Origin of the sequence: Variovorax sp. SPNA7 (assembly GCF_033807855.1) — a bacterium.
GTDB classification, from domain to species: Bacteria; Pseudomonadota; Gammaproteobacteria; order Burkholderiales; family Burkholderiaceae_C; genus Variovorax; species Variovorax beijingensis.
Map to the genome: position 1 here is coordinate 4,005,607 of NZ_CP138513.1, position 17,962 is coordinate 4,023,568.

At 69.1% G+C, this 17,962-nt stretch carries 15 protein-coding genes; 7 read left to right on the top strand and 8 right to left on the bottom strand.

All coding sequences use genetic code 11. The features are described from left to right. Positions 1-9 precede the first annotated feature (9 nt). Together RZE77_RS18780 and RZE77_RS18785 are read left to right on the top strand one after the other, a co-directional pair. A complete protein-coding gene (locus tag RZE77_RS18780) occupies positions 10-819 on the top strand; it encodes an alpha/beta hydrolase (protein ID WP_319438742.1) in 810 nt (269 codons plus the stop codon). A gap of 83 nt (positions 820-902) precedes the next feature. Then, entirely contained in the window at positions 903-1,610 is a 708-nt protein-coding gene (locus tag RZE77_RS18785; protein ID WP_319438743.1) for a response regulator transcription factor, read from the top strand. Positions 1,611-1,626: 16 nt separating this feature from the next. On the opposite strand, the gene RZE77_RS18790 is transcribed toward RZE77_RS18785, so the two are convergent. Then, positions 1,627-3,732, bottom strand: a complete 2,106-nt coding sequence (locus tag RZE77_RS18790) for a YadA family autotransporter adhesin (RefSeq protein ID WP_319438744.1) — start codon at positions 3,730-3,732, stop codon at positions 1,627-1,629. Between the two features lie 85 nt (positions 3,733-3,817). Between RZE77_RS18790 and RZE77_RS18795 the strand changes: the two genes are divergently transcribed. Together RZE77_RS18795 and RZE77_RS18800 are read left to right on the top strand one after the other, a co-directional pair. Further along, positions 3,818-5,737, top strand: coding sequence for a sensor histidine kinase (locus RZE77_RS18795; protein WP_319438745.1), 1,920 nt, complete (start codon positions 3,818-3,820; stop codon positions 5,735-5,737). A 197-nt stretch (positions 5,738-5,934) separates the two neighbouring features. Next, positions 5,935-6,612, top strand: a complete 678-nt coding sequence (locus tag RZE77_RS18800) for a response regulator transcription factor (RefSeq protein ID WP_319438746.1) — start codon at positions 5,935-5,937, stop codon at positions 6,610-6,612. Between the two features lie 9 nt (positions 6,613-6,621). Here RZE77_RS18800 and RZE77_RS18805 read toward each other — a convergent pair whose 3' ends face one another. Continuing rightward, complete coding sequence (locus RZE77_RS18805; protein WP_319438747.1) at positions 6,622-8,970, bottom strand: cytochrome P450/oxidoreductase; 2,349 nt, start codon at positions 8,968-8,970, stop codon at positions 6,622-6,624. Positions 8,971-9,097: 127 nt separating this feature from the next. Further along, positions 9,098-10,066, bottom strand: a complete 969-nt coding sequence (locus RZE77_RS18810) for a Bug family tripartite tricarboxylate transporter substrate binding protein (RefSeq protein WP_319438748.1) — start codon at positions 10,064-10,066, stop codon at positions 9,098-9,100. Positions 10,067-10,185: 119 nt separating this feature from the next. On the opposite strand from RZE77_RS18810, the gene RZE77_RS18815 reads away from it, so the two are divergent. Beyond that, entirely contained in the window at positions 10,186-11,013 is an 828-nt protein-coding gene (locus RZE77_RS18815; protein ID WP_319438749.1) for an IclR family transcriptional regulator, read from the top strand. A 16-nt stretch (positions 11,014-11,029) separates the two neighbouring features. Here RZE77_RS18815 and RZE77_RS18820 read toward each other — a convergent pair whose 3' ends face one another. The 4 genes from RZE77_RS18820 to RZE77_RS18835 form a co-directional block, all read right to left on the bottom strand. Further along, a complete protein-coding gene (locus RZE77_RS18820) occupies positions 11,030-11,854 on the bottom strand; it encodes an undecaprenyl-diphosphate phosphatase (RefSeq protein ID WP_319426910.1) in 825 nt (274 codons plus the stop codon). An 80-nt stretch (positions 11,855-11,934) separates the two neighbouring features. Next, the gene (locus tag RZE77_RS18825; RefSeq protein ID WP_319438750.1) at positions 11,935-12,588 is read right to left on the bottom strand and encodes an aspartate/glutamate racemase family protein; all 654 of its coding nucleotides are present in this window, start codon (positions 12,586-12,588) and stop codon (positions 11,935-11,937) included. Positions 12,589-12,601: 13 nt separating this feature from the next. Beyond that, complete coding sequence (locus RZE77_RS18830) at positions 12,602-13,516, bottom strand: transporter substrate-binding domain-containing protein (protein WP_319438751.1); 915 nt, start codon at positions 13,514-13,516, stop codon at positions 12,602-12,604. Positions 13,517-13,579: 63 nt separating this feature from the next. Then, the gene (locus tag RZE77_RS18835; protein ID WP_319438752.1) at positions 13,580-14,914 is read right to left on the bottom strand and encodes an aspartate aminotransferase family protein; all 1,335 of its coding nucleotides are present in this window, start codon (positions 14,912-14,914) and stop codon (positions 13,580-13,582) included. A 136-nt stretch (positions 14,915-15,050) separates the two neighbouring features. Between RZE77_RS18835 and RZE77_RS18840 the strand changes: the two genes are divergently transcribed. Together RZE77_RS18840 and RZE77_RS18845 are read left to right on the top strand one after the other, a co-directional pair. Continuing rightward, positions 15,051-15,917 (top strand): MurR/RpiR family transcriptional regulator, encoded by an 867-nt coding sequence (locus RZE77_RS18840; protein WP_319438753.1) that lies wholly within the window; start codon positions 15,051-15,053, stop codon positions 15,915-15,917. Positions 15,918-16,024: 107 nt separating this feature from the next. Further along, entirely contained in the window at positions 16,025-16,390 is a 366-nt protein-coding gene (locus RZE77_RS18845) for an SPW repeat protein (protein ID WP_319438754.1), read from the top strand. A 95-nt stretch (positions 16,391-16,485) separates the two neighbouring features. Here the strand turns inward: RZE77_RS18845 and RZE77_RS18850 are convergent, their stop codons facing one another. Next, a complete protein-coding gene (locus RZE77_RS18850; protein ID WP_405546152.1) occupies positions 16,486-17,961 on the bottom strand; it encodes an efflux transporter outer membrane subunit in 1,476 nt (491 codons plus the stop codon). Between the last annotated feature and the right edge of the window lies 1 nt (position 17,962).

The window sequence follows — 17,962 nt, forward strand, 5'->3', positions numbered from 1 at the left end:
ACCGCGGCCATGCCGATGCCTCCCGTCGTGTTCTCGCACGGCAACAGCTTTCCCGCGAGCACCTACCGCGTCGTCCTCGACAGCCTGCGCAGCCGCGGCTTCGAGGTCGATGCCATCGAGAAATTCGGGCACGACCCGAAGTACCCCGTCACCGACAACTGGCCGCACCTGGTGCAGCAGCTGGCCGACTTCGCACAACGGCACGCCGACCGCGCCGGCGGCCCGGTGTTCCTGGTCGGCCATTCGCTGGGCGGAATCCTGAGCCTGATGTGCGCGGCGCTGCATCCGGCGCTCGCTTGCGGCGTGGTGCTGCTCGACTCGCCGGTCCTCAGCGGCTGGCGCGCGAACACGCTGAGCATCGTGAAGCGCACCTCGCTGATGAAGACCGTGTCGCCCGGCGCCATCAGCCGCAAGCGCAGGAACAGCTGGGCGCACCGGGAAGCGGTGTTCGAGCACTTCCGCAGCAAGAAGGCCTTTGCCAGGTGGGACGAGCAGGTGCTGCACGACTACATCGACCACGGCACCTTCGCGAGCGAAGACATGCGCGAACTGAGTTTCGACCGCGACGTGGAAACGGCCATCTACGACACCCTGCCCCACAACCTGGGCGCGCTGCTGCGCAACCATCCGCTCAAGTGCAAGGCGGCCTTCATCGGCGGGCGCCAGTCCGTCGAGATGAAGCAAGTGGGCATGGCCATGACCCAGAAGGTCACCAGGGGGCGCATCGCCGTGCTCGACGGCACGCACCTGTTTCCCATGGAGAAGCCGCTGGCCACTGCCGCGGCGGTGGAAGCGGCGCTGCGCAACCTGATGGGCTGATCGAACGGAAATATTCTGGAACAATCCCCAGGATCGGCAAGACCACCTGCTGGCCTTGCCACCGAGCAGAACACCGTTTCCCCATGTCCAATTCCAGCCCGGAAGCCATCGAAGGCGTTTCCCTGAGCCCTTCGCTGGTGGTCGAAGACGATCCCGCGATGCGCGAACGCCTGGGCCACGTGCTGGCCACGCTCGGCAACGCCGCGCCGAAGATCGCCTGGGCCGACAGCATTGCCGCGGCCAAGGAACTGCTCGGTGCGCAGAGCTTCGGCATCGCGCTGGTCGACATCGGCCTGCCGGACGGCAGCGGGGTCGAGCTGATCGGCTGGATGCAGGCGCAGCATCCCACGGTGCCCGCGGTGGTGATCTCGGCCTTCCGCACCGAGGACGTCATCTTCGCGGCGCTGCGGGCCGGCGCCATCGGCTACCTGCTGAAGGACCGCGACGATCTCGAACTGGGCATTGCGCTGCGCAGCATCGAGCAGGGCGGCTCGCCGATCGATCCGGCCATTGCGCGCCATATCCTCGGCTGGCTTGCGGCGCAGCAGGCTTCGCCGCAAGCCGTGCCGGCGGCCGATGCGCCCGCTGCGCTGCCCGTCGCGCTGACCCCGCGGGAGCGCCGGATTCTCGAACTCGTGGCGCAGGGGCTGAGCAACCGCGACATGGCCGAATCGCTGTCGATCTCCAGGTTGACCGTGGAATGCCACACCAAGAACATCTACCGCAAGCTGGCCGTCAGCTCCCGCACCGAAGCCGTCTACCAGGCCCGCAGGCACGGCTTGCTGCACTGATGTCCGGTGCCACGCCTCACCAGGAATAGCCGGCCTGCACGCGGGCGGCAATGCGGTTGCTGCTGCCGCTGCTGGTGGCGGTGGAAACGCCCAGCCCCAGGTTCAGGTTGTCGTTGACCTGGTAGCCGAAGGCAAAGCCGACGGCCGCTGCGCCGGCGTAGTTGCCCACGGCGGCGCCCATCCACTTCTTGCCCGCCGAGAGGGCCGGCATCGACGGCATGGCCAGTGCCGCTGCCACGCCCTGCGCGGCAAAGGCATTCGCCTGGCTGGTCGCGTTGCTCACCGCCTGCTGCAACTGGTTGACGTTGACGGCATCGGTACCCAGCACGCCGGGCGCGACATTTGCGATGCCGCGCAACTGTCCGGTGGCCGCATTGCCCACCGAAACGGTGTTGTCGCGGTCCGCCACCGACCCCTGGCCCAGCGCCACCGCATTGCTGCCCGAGGCCAGCGTGTTGGCGCCCAGTGCGACCGCGTTGTTGCCGGTGGCCACTGCGTTGTTGCCCACGGCCGTGGTGGGATCGGCCAGGGCCCTGGCGCCGGCGCCGATGGCCACCGAGCCGGCATGGCGGGCCTCGGCGCCGCTGCCCAGCGCGGTGGTGCCCTCGCCATCGGCAATGGCGTTGGTGCCCATTGCCGTGGCACCCGCGCCGGTGGCCTTGCTGCCCGTGCCGCAGGTCACGCTGCCCCCGCTGAAGCTGCACAGGCCGTTGGCAAGGGCCTGGTTCATGACGCTCTGCAGCGCGCTCACCTGCTGCATCGTGAAGCTGTTGGAGGCCGTGACGGCGCCTTGCTCCGCCTGCAGGACCTGCCCGACGTTGGCGCCATCCGTTGCGGCCGTGCCGGCGCGAACGTTGTTGAGCGTGGTTCCCGCGCCGTCGTTGGCGTTCAGGCTGACGCTGGTACCGCCCGGACCATACTGGACCGAGTTGTTGGCCACGCCCAGGGCGGTGTTCGCCGTGCCCTGGGCGGCAGCCGCCGCGGTCTGGGCGCCGTTGGCCGTGGCCTGTGCAGTGGCCGCATTCGTGAGCGCCGTATTTGCCGTGCCCTGGGCCGCAGCGGCCGCAGTCTGGGCGCCGTTGGCTGTGGTCTGCGCGGTGCCCGCGCTGCTCTGAGCAGCAACCGCCGCCGTGTGGGCACCGTTGGCCATGATCTGTGCGACGCCTGCGCTGGCAACCGCGGAGTTCGCCACGTCTTGGGCCAGCGCCGCATCAGCCAAAGCAAGGAACGCCGCGCCGTTTGCGGCGCTGGCAGTTGCCTGAGCCAAATCCGCCGCATTCTGTACGCCGTACAGCTGGCTGCCGTTGACGGCGTCGGTGCTCGTGGACGTCACCGATCCGGCGCTGACGTTGACCAGGCCGCGCGTCCGGCCGGTGGACCCAAAGGACACGGTATTGGCCGCCGTGGCGACGGAATTCGCGCCAATGGCCACGCCGCCGGTCGCGCCGCTCTCGACCCGGCTGCCGGTGCCAACCGCCACGCCGGCCGTGGCCAATGCGGCCGCGCCTGAAGCTGCACCATTGGCGCCGCCGATCGCGGTGCTGCCGTCGCCGGATGCCACGGCACCCTCTCTGAAGTTCGAGGCGCTTCCGATGGCGATTGCCGCATAGCCCGAAGCCTGCGCGCCATTGCCACCCGCCGGGCCGGTGTCGAGGCAGCAACTCTCGGTACCCGCGCCACCCGCGCCGAGCGCAATCGCACCGCCCGCCGTGGCCTGGGCGCCACGCCCTCCCGCGCCGCCGATTCCCCCCGCCCCGCCCAGCGCACCGGTACCGCCACCCCCGACCGCCGTCGCGCCGCCCGCGGTTGCGCTGGCGCCCGCCCCGCCCGCGCCGCCGGTGCCGCCCGCAGTGCCCATGCCGCCGTTGCCGCCCGCACCGAGCGAAGTGGCTCCGTCCCCCGAGACAGCGGCCGCAGCGCCACCGGCTCCTGCCGTCCCGTTGATGGTTGCCGGGCCGGCATTGCCCGCCGCGCCGCCGACCAAACCTGCCGCGTAGGCGCTTCCCCCGACCAGCAGCGCGACCGCAGGCAGATGCCGGAATGCGCGCACCCACCGCTGTTGTCTGGCCGGCGCCTTGTGCAAGCCGCGTGGGGCGTCGCTGTCATGGATTCGTGTGGGCATGGACTTCTTTCTTGAAAGCAAATAAAACAAGTAAGACGAAGTGTGTATTTCGCGTCCCGACCAAGCCATCCCCGAAAGCTGGTAAATGCCATATGAAGAATCTCCCCCGCAGGCGGGCCGCCGGCATGCGCGCCCGGGCCTTGCGGCATGGCTTGCTGCACGGGCCGGCGCCTGCTTCTTCCTTGTTGTTCTTCTTCTCGCCGCGGCCGGCATGGCGCAGGCGCAGCCCGCCCCTGCATTCCAGGCTGCATTCCAGGTCGAAGCCGTGCGCGGCACCGGCTGGGACGAAGCCGCTCCGCCGGCCGATGGCTGGACGCCCGTCGCCCTGCCCGACAGCTGGGCCGCACGCTGGCCCGGCTTCGACGGCGTGGTCTGGTATCGGCTCACCTGGGACCAGCCCGCCGAGGTCACCGAGGTCGGCCTGCTGCTGCACTACCTCAACATGGCCGGCGCGGTGTCGCTCAACGGCACCCCGATCTGGCGCGACCAGAGCCTGGTCGAGCCGCTGACGCGCGCCTGGAACAGCCCGCGCTACTGGCTGCTGGCGCCGCCGCTGCTGCAGGCGGGCCGCAACACGCTGCTGGTGCGCGTCTCGGGCCTGTCCGCCTACCAGGCCGGCCTCGGCCCGGTCAGCCTCGGCGCACCGGCGGCGATGCAGGCGGCGTACGGGCAGGAGCGCGTCTGGCGCCGCGATCTCCAGATGCTCGGCCTCGCGGTGAGCGCCGCGGTCTCGGCCTTCTTTGCCGCGCTGTGGGCCATGCGCCGGCGCGAGACGGCCTACGGCTGGTTCGCGCTGATGTCGGTGCTGTGGCTCCTGTTCGGCTACAACCAGATCGCCACCAGCCCCTGGCCCTTTGCGAGCAACCACAGCTGGCAGGCGCTGAACACCTCGCTGCTGCTGCTCTTCAGTGTTTCCTACGCCGTGTTCGCGCTGCGCTTCTGCGAGCGGCGCATGCCGCGGCTGGAAGGCCTTGCGCTGCTGGTCGCGGTGGCCGGCGTGCTCGACCTGTGGCTCACCGGTTCCGCCAACCTGCTCACCCACCGCGCCGTCTGGACGCTGGTGGGCGGCCTCACGATCATTGCGGTGAACAGTGCCGCGCTGATCCATGCCTTGCGCCATCGCCACAGCCCGATGCGCTCCCTCGCGCCCTTCATGGCCCTGTCGGCGGCAACGGGCGCGCACGACCTGCTGGTGTTCACGCAGGTGATCGACAGCAACATCTACTACACGACGATGTCCTCGTACGGCCTGCTGCTGGGCATGGCGCTGACGCAGGCCGGGCGCTTCGTGCAGAGCCTGAAACGCATCGAGAACTTCAACACCGAGCTGATCGAGGAAGTGAACGCGGCCAAGGCCGAACTGGGCGTCACGCTGGCGCAGCAGCATGCGCTCGAGCTGGCGCATGCGCGCATCGGCGAGCGCGTCAATCTCGCAAGCGACCTGCATGACGGCCTGGGCGGCATGCTGGTGGGCAGCATCGCAACGCTCGAACGCAAACCCGAGAAACTCTCCGCGCCCGAACTGCTCGCCATGCTCAAGCGCCTGCGCGACGACCTGCGGCTGATCATCGAGGCCACCGGCCAGCACGACGGCACGCGGGCCTTCGGCGAACTGCTCGTGCCCCTGCGGCACCGCACCTCTCAGCTGCTCGACGCCAACGGCATCGACTGCCGCTGGCAGGTGTCGAACATCGAGACGCTCGAACTCCCTCCCTCGCAGAGCCTGGACCTGCTGCGCTTCCTGCAGGAGGCGCTGACCAATGTGCTCAAGCACAGCGCAAGCCGCCGCGTGGACGTGGCGGTGACGCGCACCGGCGCCGAACTGCAGCTCAGCGTGCGCGACGACGGCCGCGGCTTCGCGGTGGATGGCGCCGACAAGGGCGCCGGCGCGGGCTTGCGCAGCCTGCGCACGCGCGCGCGCCGCCTGGGGGCCGACCTGCAGCTGCAGTCGCGGCCCGGCCAGACGCAATTGGCGCTGCGCATGCCGCTGGCAGCAGTGGCCTGAGGGCCTGCGCGCCCCCTCCTGCCCTTTGCCGGAACGGATTGCGCCGCCTGCACCGGGCCATCCGTGCAAGGTCCTGTTCAAGGCCCTCATCAAGGCATGGGCAAACCGAAGGATATAGCTGTGAATTCCAGCAACATTCGCGCAAAATAAGTCGAAACGTCCCAGTTTCTCGGCCACAGCCTCAGAATGCCGCCCAAATGTTCTCCTCGGAAGCCGTCGAAACCGTTTCGCTGAACTCGGTGCTCGTGGTCGAAAACGACACGGCGATGCAGGAACGTTTGCGCTACATCCTGCCCACGCTCGGATGCGACGAGCCGCAGATCACCTGGGCCGACGACGCCGAGATGGCCATGCAGTTGCTGGAGAAGCCGAGCTTCGGCGTCGTGCTCGTGGACATCGGCCTGCCTGGCGACGACGCGGTCGAGCTCGTCGAGTGGCTGCAGGCGCACCATCCGCAGGTGCCGGCCGTGGCCATTTCCGCCTCCCGCAGCGAGGAAGCCATTTTTTCCGCACTTCGCGCCGGCGCGGTGGCCTATCTGCTGAAGGAACGCGACGACCTCGAATTGAGCATCGGCCTGCGCAGCATCGAACAGGGCGGTGCCACCATCGATCCGGCCATCGCGCGGCGCGTGCTGGCCTGGCACGCCGGGCACGCGGCCGATCCGGGGTCGATGCCCGACGCGGCGCTGGCGCCGCAGGAGCGCAAGACGCTCGAACTCGTGGTGCAGGGCCTCGGGCACCGCGACGTCGCCCAAGCGCTGGCCATGCCCCGGCTCGCGGTGGAATGCCGCATCAAGGGCATCTACAGAAAGCTGGCACTCGGCTCGCGCGCCGAGACGGCGCACATAGCCGGCGGGCACGCCCTGCTGCGCTGACCACCAGCCCTAGAGCTCGAGCACCAGCCGGCCCTCGCAAGCGCGCGAGCAGCAGGCCATCATCTTGTTGTGGGCCTCGCGTTCCGGGCGGGTCAGCACCACGTCGCGGTGATCGACCTTGCCGGACAGCACCCGCACTTCGCAGGAGCCGCACAGGCCCTCCTCGCAATCGCTCTGCACATCGACGTTGGCTGCGCGCAGTGCCGACAGCAGGGTCTGGTCGGGCGGCACGGTGACGACGAGGCCGGAATCCTTCAGCTCGACTTCGAACGCGTGCTCCTTCGACGGATCGAGCGTGGCGAGCGTCGACTCGAAATGCTCGACGCGCAAGGCACCCTCGGGCCAGGCGGCGCAGCAGTCTTCGAGCGCCTCGAGCATGCGCAGCGGGCCGCAGGCATAGACCTGCACACCGGCCACGGGCTCTGCGAGCAGCGCGCGCAGATCGCAGCGCTGGCCTTCGTCGCTCGCATGGACCTGCAGCCGCTCGCCGTGCAGTACCGCAAGCTCGTCCAGGAAGGCCATGCGCGCGCGGCTACGGCCGCTGTAGTGCAGTTCGTAGTCCATGCCGAGCGCCTTCGCGCGGCGCGCCATTGCGCTCACGGGCGTGATGCCGATGCCGCCCGCGATGAAGATCGCCTTCGCAAGCGACTCGTCGAGCCGGAAGTGGTTGCGCGGCCCGCGGATGCGCAGCCGGTCGCCGGCCTTCACCTGCGTGTGCACCCAGGCCGAGCCGCCGCGGCCCCCGGGCTCGTGCAGCACCGCGATCTCCAGCACGCCGGCTTCGTCGGGGTCACCGCACAGCGAGTACTGGCGCGACAGCTCGGACGAGCCGCATTCCACGTCGATGTGCGAACCCGCGGTCCAGCGCGGCAGCGGCTTGCCATCGGGCGACACCAGCCGCAGCTTCACGATGCCTTCGGCCACCGGCGTCACGCGCTCCACCACCACCGGCCGCGTGATCGCGTGCCGCGAGGGCTCGCCGATGCGCACCGGCACCTGCACCGCGCGCAGCGCGGGGTTCCTGCGCTCCGGATTGGCCGCAGGGTCCCATTCGACCCACAGGTGCTCGGGCCCGCGGAACGAGGTGTTCGGCACGTAGCTGAAGCGCTGCTCCGAGAGCCGCATGTGCGGCAGCCGCCGCGTGAACTCCTCCAGGAAGATCTGCATCTCCATGCGCGCCAGGTTCTTGCCCATGCACTGGTGCGAGCCATAGCCGAAGGTCAGGTGGTCGCTGGCGTTGTCGCGGCGGATGTCGAACAGGTCGGCATCGGAAAAGTGCGCCTCGTCGTGGTTGGCCGACGAAGTGACGATCAGGAGCCGCGAGCCGGCCGGCAGGTCCACGCCGCCCACGTGCGTGTTCCGCGTGACGAGGCGCCGCCAGGCGGCCACCGAGCCGTTGTGGCGCAGGCACTCTTCCACCGCGTTGGGAATGAGGCCCGGGTCTTCGCACAGCTCCTGCCACACCTGCGGATGCTGCAGCAGCAGCTTCACCGCATTGGCGGTGGCATTGGCGGTGGTCTCGTGCGCGGCCACGATGCCGGCCATCATCATCGAGTGCAGGTACGAATCGGTCACCACCTCGGGGTGCAGCTTCTGCTTGCGGATGCCGTACTGCATCCAGCCGGGCGCGTCGGGGTCCTGCCGCATCTTCTCGAGCACCTTGCCGGCGTATTGCCAGAAGTTGCCAACCGCATGCGCCACGGCCACCTGCTCCTCGGGCTTGGGCCGGCCCCAGGTGTTGACGGTGTGCGCGATCGAATACTTGCGCAGCGTGTCCATGTCTTCCTCGGGCACGCCAAGGAAGTGCAGCGCCACGGTCAGCGGAATTTCCCACAGCATCTGGTCGACGAGATCGGCACGGCCGTCGTCGATGAAGCGGTCGACATAGCTGCGCGCCAGTTCGCGCACCATCGGCTCGTGGTGCTTGAGCGCCTCGGGCGTGAACGGGTCCATCAGCACGCGGCGGCGCGGCATGTGGGCGGGTTCGTCCTCGTTCACCAGCGTGCGGTTCAGCGCGAAGCCGTAGGAGGCGAGCACGGCGTTGGCCTCGTCCCCGGTGGGCGTGATCTTCTCGAGCGCGTTGGAGGGGCTGAAGGTGATGTTGTCGCGGAACACCGCCTTGATGTCGTCGTAGCGCGTGATCACCCAGTAGCCGAGCTTCGGGCTGAAGAAGATCGGCTCCTTCTCGCGCGCCCAGCGCACGTACTCGGGCGGGTCCTGCTGGTAGCCGTCCTCGAAGGGATCGAACTCGGCGGCGCGCGCGCTCACGGGACAGCCGGTGGGCGTGCGCTCGGGGGACAGCGGCCCGTGCGCGACAGGACAGCCTGCGGCGCGCGGGGGATTGGCGGTATCGGGCATGGTGATGCTTCCTTCAATCTCTAAAACGACATGCGCCAGCCCAGCGCACCCGCGGAACCGGCTCCGCCGGGCCGCCGGGTGCGCCCCCCAGTGGGGGGAGGCGCCGAAGGCGCTTCGGGGGGCGTCCTCAATCCAGCGTGATCTTCAGGTCGCGGATCAGCTTGTGCCAGCGGGTCGTCTCGCTCTTGAGCAGCGCGGCGTACTGCGCCGGCGTGCTGCCCACGGGCTCGACGCCGAAGTCGGTCATGCGCTTGTTCACCGAGGGCTCGTTGATCGCGGCCAACAGCTGGCGGTTGAGCGTGTTCACCACCTCCGGCGGCGTGGCCGAGGGCACCACCACGCCGACCAGCGCGGCGGCTTCGACGTTCTTGTAGCCCAGCTCGGCGAAGGTGGGCACGTCGGGCAACTGCGGCAGCCGCGTCGGGTTGGCCACCGCCAGCGCGCGGACCTTGCCGCCCTTGATGAAGCCGGCGCCGGCCGCCAGGTCGACCATCATGGCCGGCAGCTGCCCGCCCACCACGTCGGCCAGCGCCGGCGCCGCGCCGCGGTACGGCACATGGACCATGAAGAGGCCCGCCTCCACCTTGAGCAGTTCCATCGCCAGGTGGTGCGGGCTGCCCGCGCCGGCCGAGGCGTAGCTCAGGTCGCCCGGCTTGGCCTTGGCCCTGGCGATGAAATCCTTGGCCGTCGCGATGCCGGAATTGGCGCCGACCACCAGGATCATCGGGAACTTGCCCATCAGCGTGACGGGTGCCAAGTCCTTCGTCGGGCTGTACGACAGCGACTTGTAGAGCGCCGGGTTGAACACCAGCGTGCCGTTGTCGGCCGACAGCACGGTGTAGCCGTCGGCCGGCGCGCGCGCCGTCTCGGCCGCGGCCAGCGCGGTGTTGCCGCCGGGCTTGTTGTCCACCAGCACCGGCTGCCCCACCTGCGTGGAGAGCGTCTGCGCCACCGTGCGCGCGAGGAAGTCGGAGCCGCCGCCGGCCGCGTACGGAACGAGCCAGCGGATCGGCTTGGCGGGAAAGGTCTGGGCGCCGGCGCTTGCCGCGGCAGCGAGGGAAAGAACGGCAAGGCACCGAACAAGGCGGGTTTTCATAGATGTCTGCGGCATGATTGCGTATTGCGTAAGTATCATACGCATTGCGTAATCATGGTTCAAGGGACAACCCTGAAGCCGGGCGGCCGCCCGGCCCCAGCACCTAACATGCAGCCCACATGACCCAAGCTCCGGAGCTCCCCCCTCTCTCCCCCGCGACCCGCGAGCGCCGCCAGCGCGTGCAATCGGCCGAAACCGGCATGGCGGTGCTCAAGGGCCTGGCCCACCTGGGCGGCCGCAGCAGCCTGACGGCCCTGTCGGCCCACGTGGCCGAAAGCCCGGCCAAGGTGCACCGCTACCTCGCCAGCCTGATGGAGGAAGGGCTGGTGCTGCAGGACGCCGTCTCGCAGCACTACTACCTGGGCACGGAAGCCATCCAGATCGGCCTGGCCGCCATGCGCCAGGCCGACCCGATCCGCGCGGCCGAGCCCTGCCTCGTGCGGCTGCGCGAATCGCTGGAAGTGACCTGCTTCGTCGCGGTCATGGGCAACAAGGGGCCGACCATCGTGCGCTTCGAGGAGCCGGGCCTGCCGGTCACGGTCAACGTGCGCGCCGGCTCGGTGATGTCGATGCTCTGGTCGGCCACCGGACGCGCGTTCCTGGGCCTGCTCGACGAGTCGCGGGTGCTGGCGCTGGCCGAACAGGAACTGGCGGAATCACCGGAAGACATGCGCGCCACGCTGGACGCGAAGGACCCCATCGGCCAGCTGCGGCGCGAGGTTCAGGAGGCCCGCTGCGCGAGCGTGAAGGACACCTACCTGCGCGGCATCAGCGCCGTGGCGGCACCGGTCTACGACTATGCGGGCCGCGTCTGCGCGGTGCTCACCGCGCTGGGCGCCACGGGCGGCTTCGACCCGGCCATCGACGGCCCGATCGCCACCGCGGTGCGGCAGGAAGCCCGTGCCGCGAGCGCCATCCTGGGGCACGGGAATGGGCGCGGCGCCTGAGAGCCGCGCATCATGTTCACTCCGCCCAGACCACCGTGCCGGTCCACGCCGTGGCCAGCACCACGATGCCGAAGGCGATGCGGTACCAGGCAAAGGGAATGAAGTCGTGCGTGCTGATGTACTTCAGCAGCCAGCGCACGCAGAGCCAGGCGCTGATGAAGGAGAACACCAGCCCCACCGAGAACAGCGGAATGTCGGCCACCGACAGCAGCGCGCGCTCCTTGTAGAGGCTGTAGGCACCGGCGCCGATCAGCGTGGGAATGGCCAGGAAGAACGAAAAGTCGGTGGCCGCCTGGCGCGACAGGCCGAGCAGCATGCCGCCGATGATGGTCGAGCCGCTGCGGCTGGTGCCCGGGATCATCGCGAAGCACTGCACCAGGCCGACCTTGAGGGCGTCCCACATCGTCATGTCGTCGACATGCTCGATGCGCACCGATCCGGGCGGCCGCTTCTCGGCCCACAGGATGATGAAGCCGCCGATGATGAAGGTGCTGGCCACGACCACCGGCGTGAAGAGGTGCGCCTTGATCATGTTGCCGAACACGAGGCCCAGCACCACGGCGGGGATGAAGCCGAGCACCACGTTGATGGCCAGGCGCCTCGCCTTGGGCTGCCGCGGCAGCGCCACCACGGTGGAGTGGATCTTCTGCCAGTACACCAGGATCACCGCGAAGATCGCACCGGTCTGGATGGCAATGTCGAACACCTTGGCCTTGTCGTCGTCGAAACCGAGCAGCGAGCCCGCAAGAATCAGATGCCCTGTCGACGAGATCGGCAAAAACTCGGTCAGCCCCTCGACGATGCCCATGATGGCAGCCTTCACCAGCAAAACGATGTCCACGCTTACTCCTTTAAAGAGCACCAATTATGGCGAGGCATCGAGTCAGGCCAGGTTCAGCTGTCCCCTGGCATCCGCGGGCTTTATCGTGGAGCTCGGTCCGTGCGCAGCCGCAGGGCCCGCACCGCACTGTCGACGGTGGTGAGAACCGGCAGGCCGCTGGCCGCTTCGCAGGCGGCACGCGCGCGCGCCATGCTGAACTGCGCGAGCGCAATGCGCGTGCAGCCGCGCTCGCGCAGCGCCACCGCCTGGGCGGCGATCAACGCGTCGTGCCGCTGCGTGTCGCCGGCGTTCAGCGCGTCGAGCGCGCCTTCGGCCAGAGCGGGCTCGAGCGCGATGCCGGGCGGAAACTCCGGCGGCATCGACACCAGCGTGGCTGCGAAGGTGGCGATGAGTCCGAGCCGGCCCTGCCCTTGTGCGGCTTCTGTGACCATCGCCTCGTTGGGCTTGAGCACCGGAATGCCCGCATGCCGCCGCGCCACCGCCTCGATGCACGGTCCGAAGGCCGAGCAGGTGAAGAGAATGCCCTCCGCGCCCGTGTCGACCGCGTACTGCGCGAGCCGCTGAAAGCGCTCATGCATGGCGGCGTCGAGCCCTTTGCCGCCGCGCGCGAGGTCGGCCGAGAGGCTGTCGTCCAGCAGGTTCATGCGCACGGCCTCGGGCCAGTCGCGCTCGAAGGCGGCGTTGATGGGTGCAACCGAGTGCGAGAGCGCGTGGATCAGTGCGATGCGGGTCATGCGGCAGGAAGGGTCAGATGCCCTTGGACGACGGGTTGGCAAAGGCCTCCTTCGTCTCGGCGTTGAGCGGGTAGTTGATGTTGATGCCCTTGGGCGGAATCGGCGACATGAACCACTTGTTGTAGAGCTTTTCCATCTCGCCCGACTTCATCATGCCCGACACCACGCGGTCCACCAGCGCCTTGAAGGCCGGATCGTCCTTGCGGAACATGAGCGACTGGTTCTCGGTGCGCAGGCTCTCGCCGGTGATGATGAAGTCCTTCGGATTGCGCGCATTCGCAATCTGACCGGCCAGCAGGATGTCGTCGAGCACGAAGGCCTGCGCACGGCCGCTTTCCACCAGCAGGAAGGAATCGCTGTGGTCCTTGCCGCCCAGGTTGTTCACCTCGAGGCTGCGGCCCTTGTCGGCCTCGCGCAGCAGGCGGAACGAGGTGGTGCCCGTGGTGGTGACCACCGTCTTGCCCTGCAGGTCGGCAATGCTCTTGATGCCCGAATCGGCCTTCACCAGCATGCGCACGTTGTAGCGGAAGATGTCGGGTGAGAAGGCCACCTGCTTCTGGCGCTCGACCAGGTTGGTGGTGGAGCCGCATTCGATGTCCACCGTGCCGTTCTGCACCAGTGGAATGCGGTTGGCCGAGGTCACGGCCTGGTACTTGATCTCGATGGCCGGCAGCTTGAGTTCGCCCTTTACCGCTTCGACGATGCGGTTGCAGATCTCGATGCTGTAGCCCACCGGCTTCAGGTTGCCGTCGAGGTAGGAGAAGCCGAACGACGACTCGCGGTAGCCGAAGGTGATGGCGCCGCTCGCCTTGATCTTGGCGAGCGTGTCGTTCTCCTGGGCCTGCGCAGCCACGTGCGGCAACAGGGCGGCGAAGGCCACCGCGAGAGCGGCAGCACCGAAAGGGATCGGCAGACGAAGCTTGGGCATGGAAGCGCTCCTCGGAACGGCGGTTGAAGAAAACAGGCGAAAGAAAAATCGGCAACGAAGCGGTCAGCGCGCGGCGATGCGCGTCACCGCATCGATCGAAGCAGCGAGGCGGGCAGCGATGTCCTGCAACTCCTGCCGCGTGGCAATGAAGGGCGGCGCGAGCAGCACGTGGTCGCCCTGCCGGCCATCGACCGTGCCGCCGAAGGGGTAGCACAGCAGGCCGCGCGACATCGCGTCTTTCTTGATGAGCGCATGGACCTTCAGCGCCGGATCGAACGGCGCCTTGCTCGCGCGGTCGGCCACCAGCTCGATGCCCCAGAAGAAGCCGCGGCCGCGGACGTCGCCCACATGCGCATGGCCGCCGAGCGCCTCGGCCAGCATGGCGCCGAAGGCCGCGCCGTCTTCGCGCACCTTGGCGACCAGGCCGTCGCGCCGGATCACCTGCTGCACCGCGAGCGCCGCCGCGCAGGCCATCGGATGGCCGAGGTAGGTGTGGCCATGCTGGAAGAAGCCGCTGCCCTTGGACATGGCCTCGACGATCCTGCGCTGCGCCAGCACCGCGCCGATCGGCTGGTAGCCGCCGCCCAGGCCCTTGGCAATGGTGACCAGGTCGGGCACCACGCCCTCCTGCTCGCAGGCGTGCAGCGAGCCGGTGCGGCCCATGCCGCACATCACCTCGTCGAGGATCAGCAGCACGCCGTACTTGTCGCACACCGCGCGCACCGCCTTGAAGTAACCCGGCACGGGCGTGAGCACGCCGGCCGTGGCACCGCCCACCGTTTCCGCCACGAAGGCGATCACGCGGTCGGCACCCTGCGCGACGATGGCCGCCTCGAGCTCGGCCGCCAGGCGCAGGCCGTACTGCTCGGCGCTTTCATCGGCGCGCTGCTCGCGGTACGGATAGCACGGCGCCACATGCGTGGCCGGCACCAGGATGGGCGCGAACGGTTCGCGCCGCCACGCGTTGCCGCCCACGGCCAGTGCGCCCAGCGTGTTGCCGTGGTAGCTCTGGCGGCGCGCGATGAAGTGCGTGCGCTGCGGCTGGCCGGTCTCGACGAAATACTGCCGCGCCATCTTGAGCGCAGCCTCCACCGCCTCGGAGCCGCCGCTCACCAGGTACACGTGGCTCATGCCTTCGGGCGCGGAAGCAATCAGCTCGTCGGCCAGCTGCTCGGCCACTTCGCTGGTGAAGAAACTGGTGTGCGCATACGCCAGCCGGTCGAGCTGCGCATGCATGGCGGCCAGCACCTCGGGGTGCGCATGGCCGAGCGAAGACACGGCCGCACCGCCAGAGGCGTCGAGGTATTCGCGCCCTTCGGCGTCGCGGATGAACATGCCGCTGGAGCCGGCGGCAACCGGCGGGGTGTGGCGAAGGTGGCGGTGGAAGACGTGCGTCATGGCGGTTGCTGGCGGATCCGGTTCTGGAACTAACGTTTCCGTCGAATTATTGTTTGGAACATTTGTTCCGTCAACTGTCCCGCCGTTCCAGGTCCGGTACATTCGTTCCAACGACCGCCAGAAGAGAGACACCGCCATGGGCGCCAGAGACCAGATCCGCCAGCGTTTCAACGAACTGAGCCCCGCGCTGCAGCAGGTGGCGCGCTATGTGCTCGACCATCCCAACGAGGTGGTGACCGCGTCGATGCGCAACGTGGGCACGCGCGCGCAGAGCACGCCCGCGACGCTGGTGCGCTTTGCGCAGCACCTGGGCTATGCGGGCTGGCCGCAGCTGAAGGAAGCCTTTGCCGGCGACATGGGCCTGGGCAGCGAAAGCTACGGCGGGCGCGCCAAGCAGCTGATCGGCCGCGCGCAGGACCGCAGCCTCACGGCCGAGATGTTCGAGGTGCAGCGCCGCAACCTGGAGGCCACGCACCAGCAGAGCGAGCAGGCGCTGCAAAAAGCCTGCGCACTGATCGAGAAGGCGCCAGCGGTGCATGCGGCGGGTTTCAGGGCCTGCTTTCCGATCGCGTTCTCGTTCGTCTACGTCTACCGGCTCTTCCGCGCCAGCGTGCACCTGGTCGACGGCCAGGGCGGCTCGCTCGAAATGCAGCAGCGCGCCTTCGCCAAGGGCGACGCGCTGGTGGTGGCCAGCTTCATGCCCTACTCGCGCGAGGCGCTGCAGGTGGCCGAGGCGGCCCGGGAGGCCGGCTGCCGCATCGTGGCCATCACCGACAGCGTGGCCTCGCCGCTGTCGCTGCTGGCGGACGAAACGCTGCTCTTCACGATCAACAGCCCCTCGTTCTTTCCGTCGGTGGCGGCCGGCGTGGCCGTGACCGAAGCACTGGTCGAGCTGCTCGCGAGCCGCGCGGGCAAGCCGGTGATCCGGCGCATCGACCAGGCCGAGGCGCAGCTGTTCGAGTCGGGTGCCTACCTGGTGGCGCCGGTGGCGCGCGGAGGCTAGGCCCGGCGGGCTCGATTGCATGCTGCAGCGCCGCATCGCGGAACCCCGCTGAAACGGCATGGTCCAACCGCTGTCGCGGTTTTGTGTCGCGACAGGAGGTAATGACCATGAAGCAAGTGAAGCATTGGCAAGATCCGGTCAACGTCGCCCTGGGGGCGTGGCTGATCATCTCGCCTTGGGTCCTGGGCTTCCAGGGCGTCACGGCGGCCATGTGGAGCGCAGTGGTGACGGGTGTCCTGCTGGGCGCCGTGGCGCTGGGCGCAACGCTGGTGCCGCGTGCATGGGAAGAGTGGACCGAAGGCGCGCTCGCCATCTGGCTGGCCGTGTCGCCCTGGGTGCTCGGCTTTGCCACCGTGGAGAACGCGATGGTCAACGCAGTGCTCGTGGCTGCGGCCATCCTGGTGCTCGCGCTGTGGGTGCTTGTCACCGACAAGGACTACCTGGGCGGGAGCATGGATCGCCACGCGCACTGAGCACACGGGCGATCGCATCGTGAGAAGCGGCCCCGCGCGCCTGGCGCAGCGGGGCTGAGGGGGACGGGCAGCCGCCCTTCCTCCTGTCAGCTATTTCACTCCGCCGCGCGGAGGGAGACAGGCTGTGCCGCAGGCGGCGTCTCGCCCGCCCAGCCGGCTTGCCAGCCGCCGCCCAGGGCCTGGATCAGCGCCACCGCGGCGGTCTGGCGATTCACCTGCAGTTGCACCAGCGTGCGCCGCGCGCTGAGGGCGGCGGCCTGTGCCGTGACGACCTCGGTGTAGCTCACCTGGGCTGCGCGATAACGGTTGAGCAACTGCTGCTCGGTCTTGTCGGCCGCGGCCGAGGCCTCGCGCCGGAGGCCCTCCTGCTGCGCCAGCGCGGCGCCCGCAGCGAGCTGGTCTTCCACGGCCTGGAAGGCGGTGAGCACGGTCTGGCGATAGCGCGCCACGCTGGCTTCGTGCGCCGCCTTGGCCGAGTCGACGGTCGCGCCGATGGCACCGGCATCGAACACCACCTGAGCGACCGACAGGCCGAGCGCCCACAGCGTGTTGGATGCATTGAACAGGTCTTTCACCCGGCTTGCGCTGCTGCCCACCGAGGCACTGAGCCCGAAGTTGGGGAAGTACGCCGACCGCGCGATGCCGATCTGCGCGTTGGCCGCGGCCACCGAACGCTCCGCGGCCGCGATGTCCGGCCGGCGCTGCAGCAGCGTGGAAGGCACGCCTGCCGGAATGCCCGGCACCGTGGGCGTCCACTGCGCCGCGGGCAAGTTGAAGTCGGCCGGCGCCACGCCCACCAGCATCGCAATGGCATGCTCCAGCGTGGCGCGGGTGCGCTGCAGGCCCACGCGGTCGGCCTGTGCGTTCACGAGCTGGGTCTGCGCCTGCAGCACGTCGGTCTGGGCCGCGATGCCGGCCTTGTAGCGGTTGCTCGTGATCTCGAAGGCGCGCTGGTAGCCCTCGATGGTCTGGTCGAGCAGCACGATCTCGGCATCGGCCTCGCGCAGCGAAAAGTAGTTGGTGGCTAGGTCGCCGATGGCCGACAGGCGCGCCGACGCCAGGTCGGCCTCGCTGGCCTGTGCATTGGCCTGCGCACTGCTCACGGCCTGCCGCAGGCGCCCCCACACGTCGGGCGCCCAGTCGACACCGAGCGTCGCCGAAAACGCATTGGCCGCGTTGCTGGTGCCGCCGATGTTGCCGCTGCGCCGGCCGCTGCCGTCGAGCGACACCGTGGGGAACAGCGCGGCGCGCTCGCCACGCACCAGCGCCTGAGCCTGCGCATAGTTGGCCACCGCCGCGGCGATGTTCTGGTTCGACACCTGCACGCGGGCGGCCAGTTCGTCGAGCGTGGCGTCGCCGAAAAGCTTCCACCATTCGCCGCGGTCGAGTGCATCGGCCGGCGCGGCAGGCAGCCAGCCTTCGGCGGTCTTCTGCTCTTTCCAGCCGGCGGGCAGGGCTGCGCTGGGCACCTCGTAGGCGGGGCCCACGGCGCAGCCGGCCAGCACGGCCGCCAACGCCAGGGCGGACAGCCTGGCGGGCAGATGCGAAAGGATGCGTTGTCGGTGTGTCATG

Excerpts from the sequence above, each read along its gene's own strand:
- RZE77_RS18780 (WP_319438742.1), top strand. The coding sequence starts at position 10 with ATGCCGATGCCTCCCGTCGTGTTCTCGCACGGCAACAGCTTTCCCGCG.
- RZE77_RS18785 (WP_319438743.1), top strand. The coding sequence starts at position 903 with ATGTCCAATTCCAGCCCGGAAGCCATCGAAGGCGTTTCCCTGAGCCCT.
- RZE77_RS18790 (WP_319438744.1), bottom strand. The coding sequence starts at position 3,732 with ATGCCCACACGAATCCATGACAGCGACGCCCCACGCGGCTTGCACAAG.
- RZE77_RS18795 (WP_319438745.1), top strand. The coding sequence starts at position 3,818 with ATGCCATATGAAGAATCTCCCCCGCAGGCGGGCCGCCGGCATGCGCGC.
- RZE77_RS18800 (WP_319438746.1), top strand. The coding sequence starts at position 5,935 with ATGTTCTCCTCGGAAGCCGTCGAAACCGTTTCGCTGAACTCGGTGCTC.
- RZE77_RS18805 (WP_319438747.1), bottom strand. The coding sequence starts at position 8,970 with ATGCCCGATACCGCCAATCCCCCGCGCGCCGCAGGCTGTCCTGTCGCG.
- RZE77_RS18810 (WP_319438748.1), bottom strand. The coding sequence starts at position 10,066 with ATGAAAACCCGCCTTGTTCGGTGCCTTGCCGTTCTTTCCCTCGCTGCC.
- RZE77_RS18815 (WP_319438749.1), top strand. The coding sequence starts at position 10,186 with ATGACCCAAGCTCCGGAGCTCCCCCCTCTCTCCCCCGCGACCCGCGAG.
- RZE77_RS18825 (WP_319438750.1), bottom strand. The coding sequence starts at position 12,588 with ATGACCCGCATCGCACTGATCCACGCGCTCTCGCACTCGGTTGCACCC.
- RZE77_RS18830 (WP_319438751.1), bottom strand. The coding sequence starts at position 13,516 with ATGCCCAAGCTTCGTCTGCCGATCCCTTTCGGTGCTGCCGCTCTCGCG.
- RZE77_RS18835 (WP_319438752.1), bottom strand. The coding sequence starts at position 14,914 with ATGACGCACGTCTTCCACCGCCACCTTCGCCACACCCCGCCGGTTGCC.
- RZE77_RS18840 (WP_319438753.1), top strand. The coding sequence starts at position 15,051 with ATGGGCGCCAGAGACCAGATCCGCCAGCGTTTCAACGAACTGAGCCCC.
- RZE77_RS18845 (WP_319438754.1), top strand. The coding sequence starts at position 16,025 with ATGAAGCAAGTGAAGCATTGGCAAGATCCGGTCAACGTCGCCCTGGGG.
- RZE77_RS18850 (WP_405546152.1), bottom strand. The coding sequence starts at position 17,961 with ATGACACACCGACAACGCATCCTTTCGCATCTGCCCGCCAGGCTGTCC.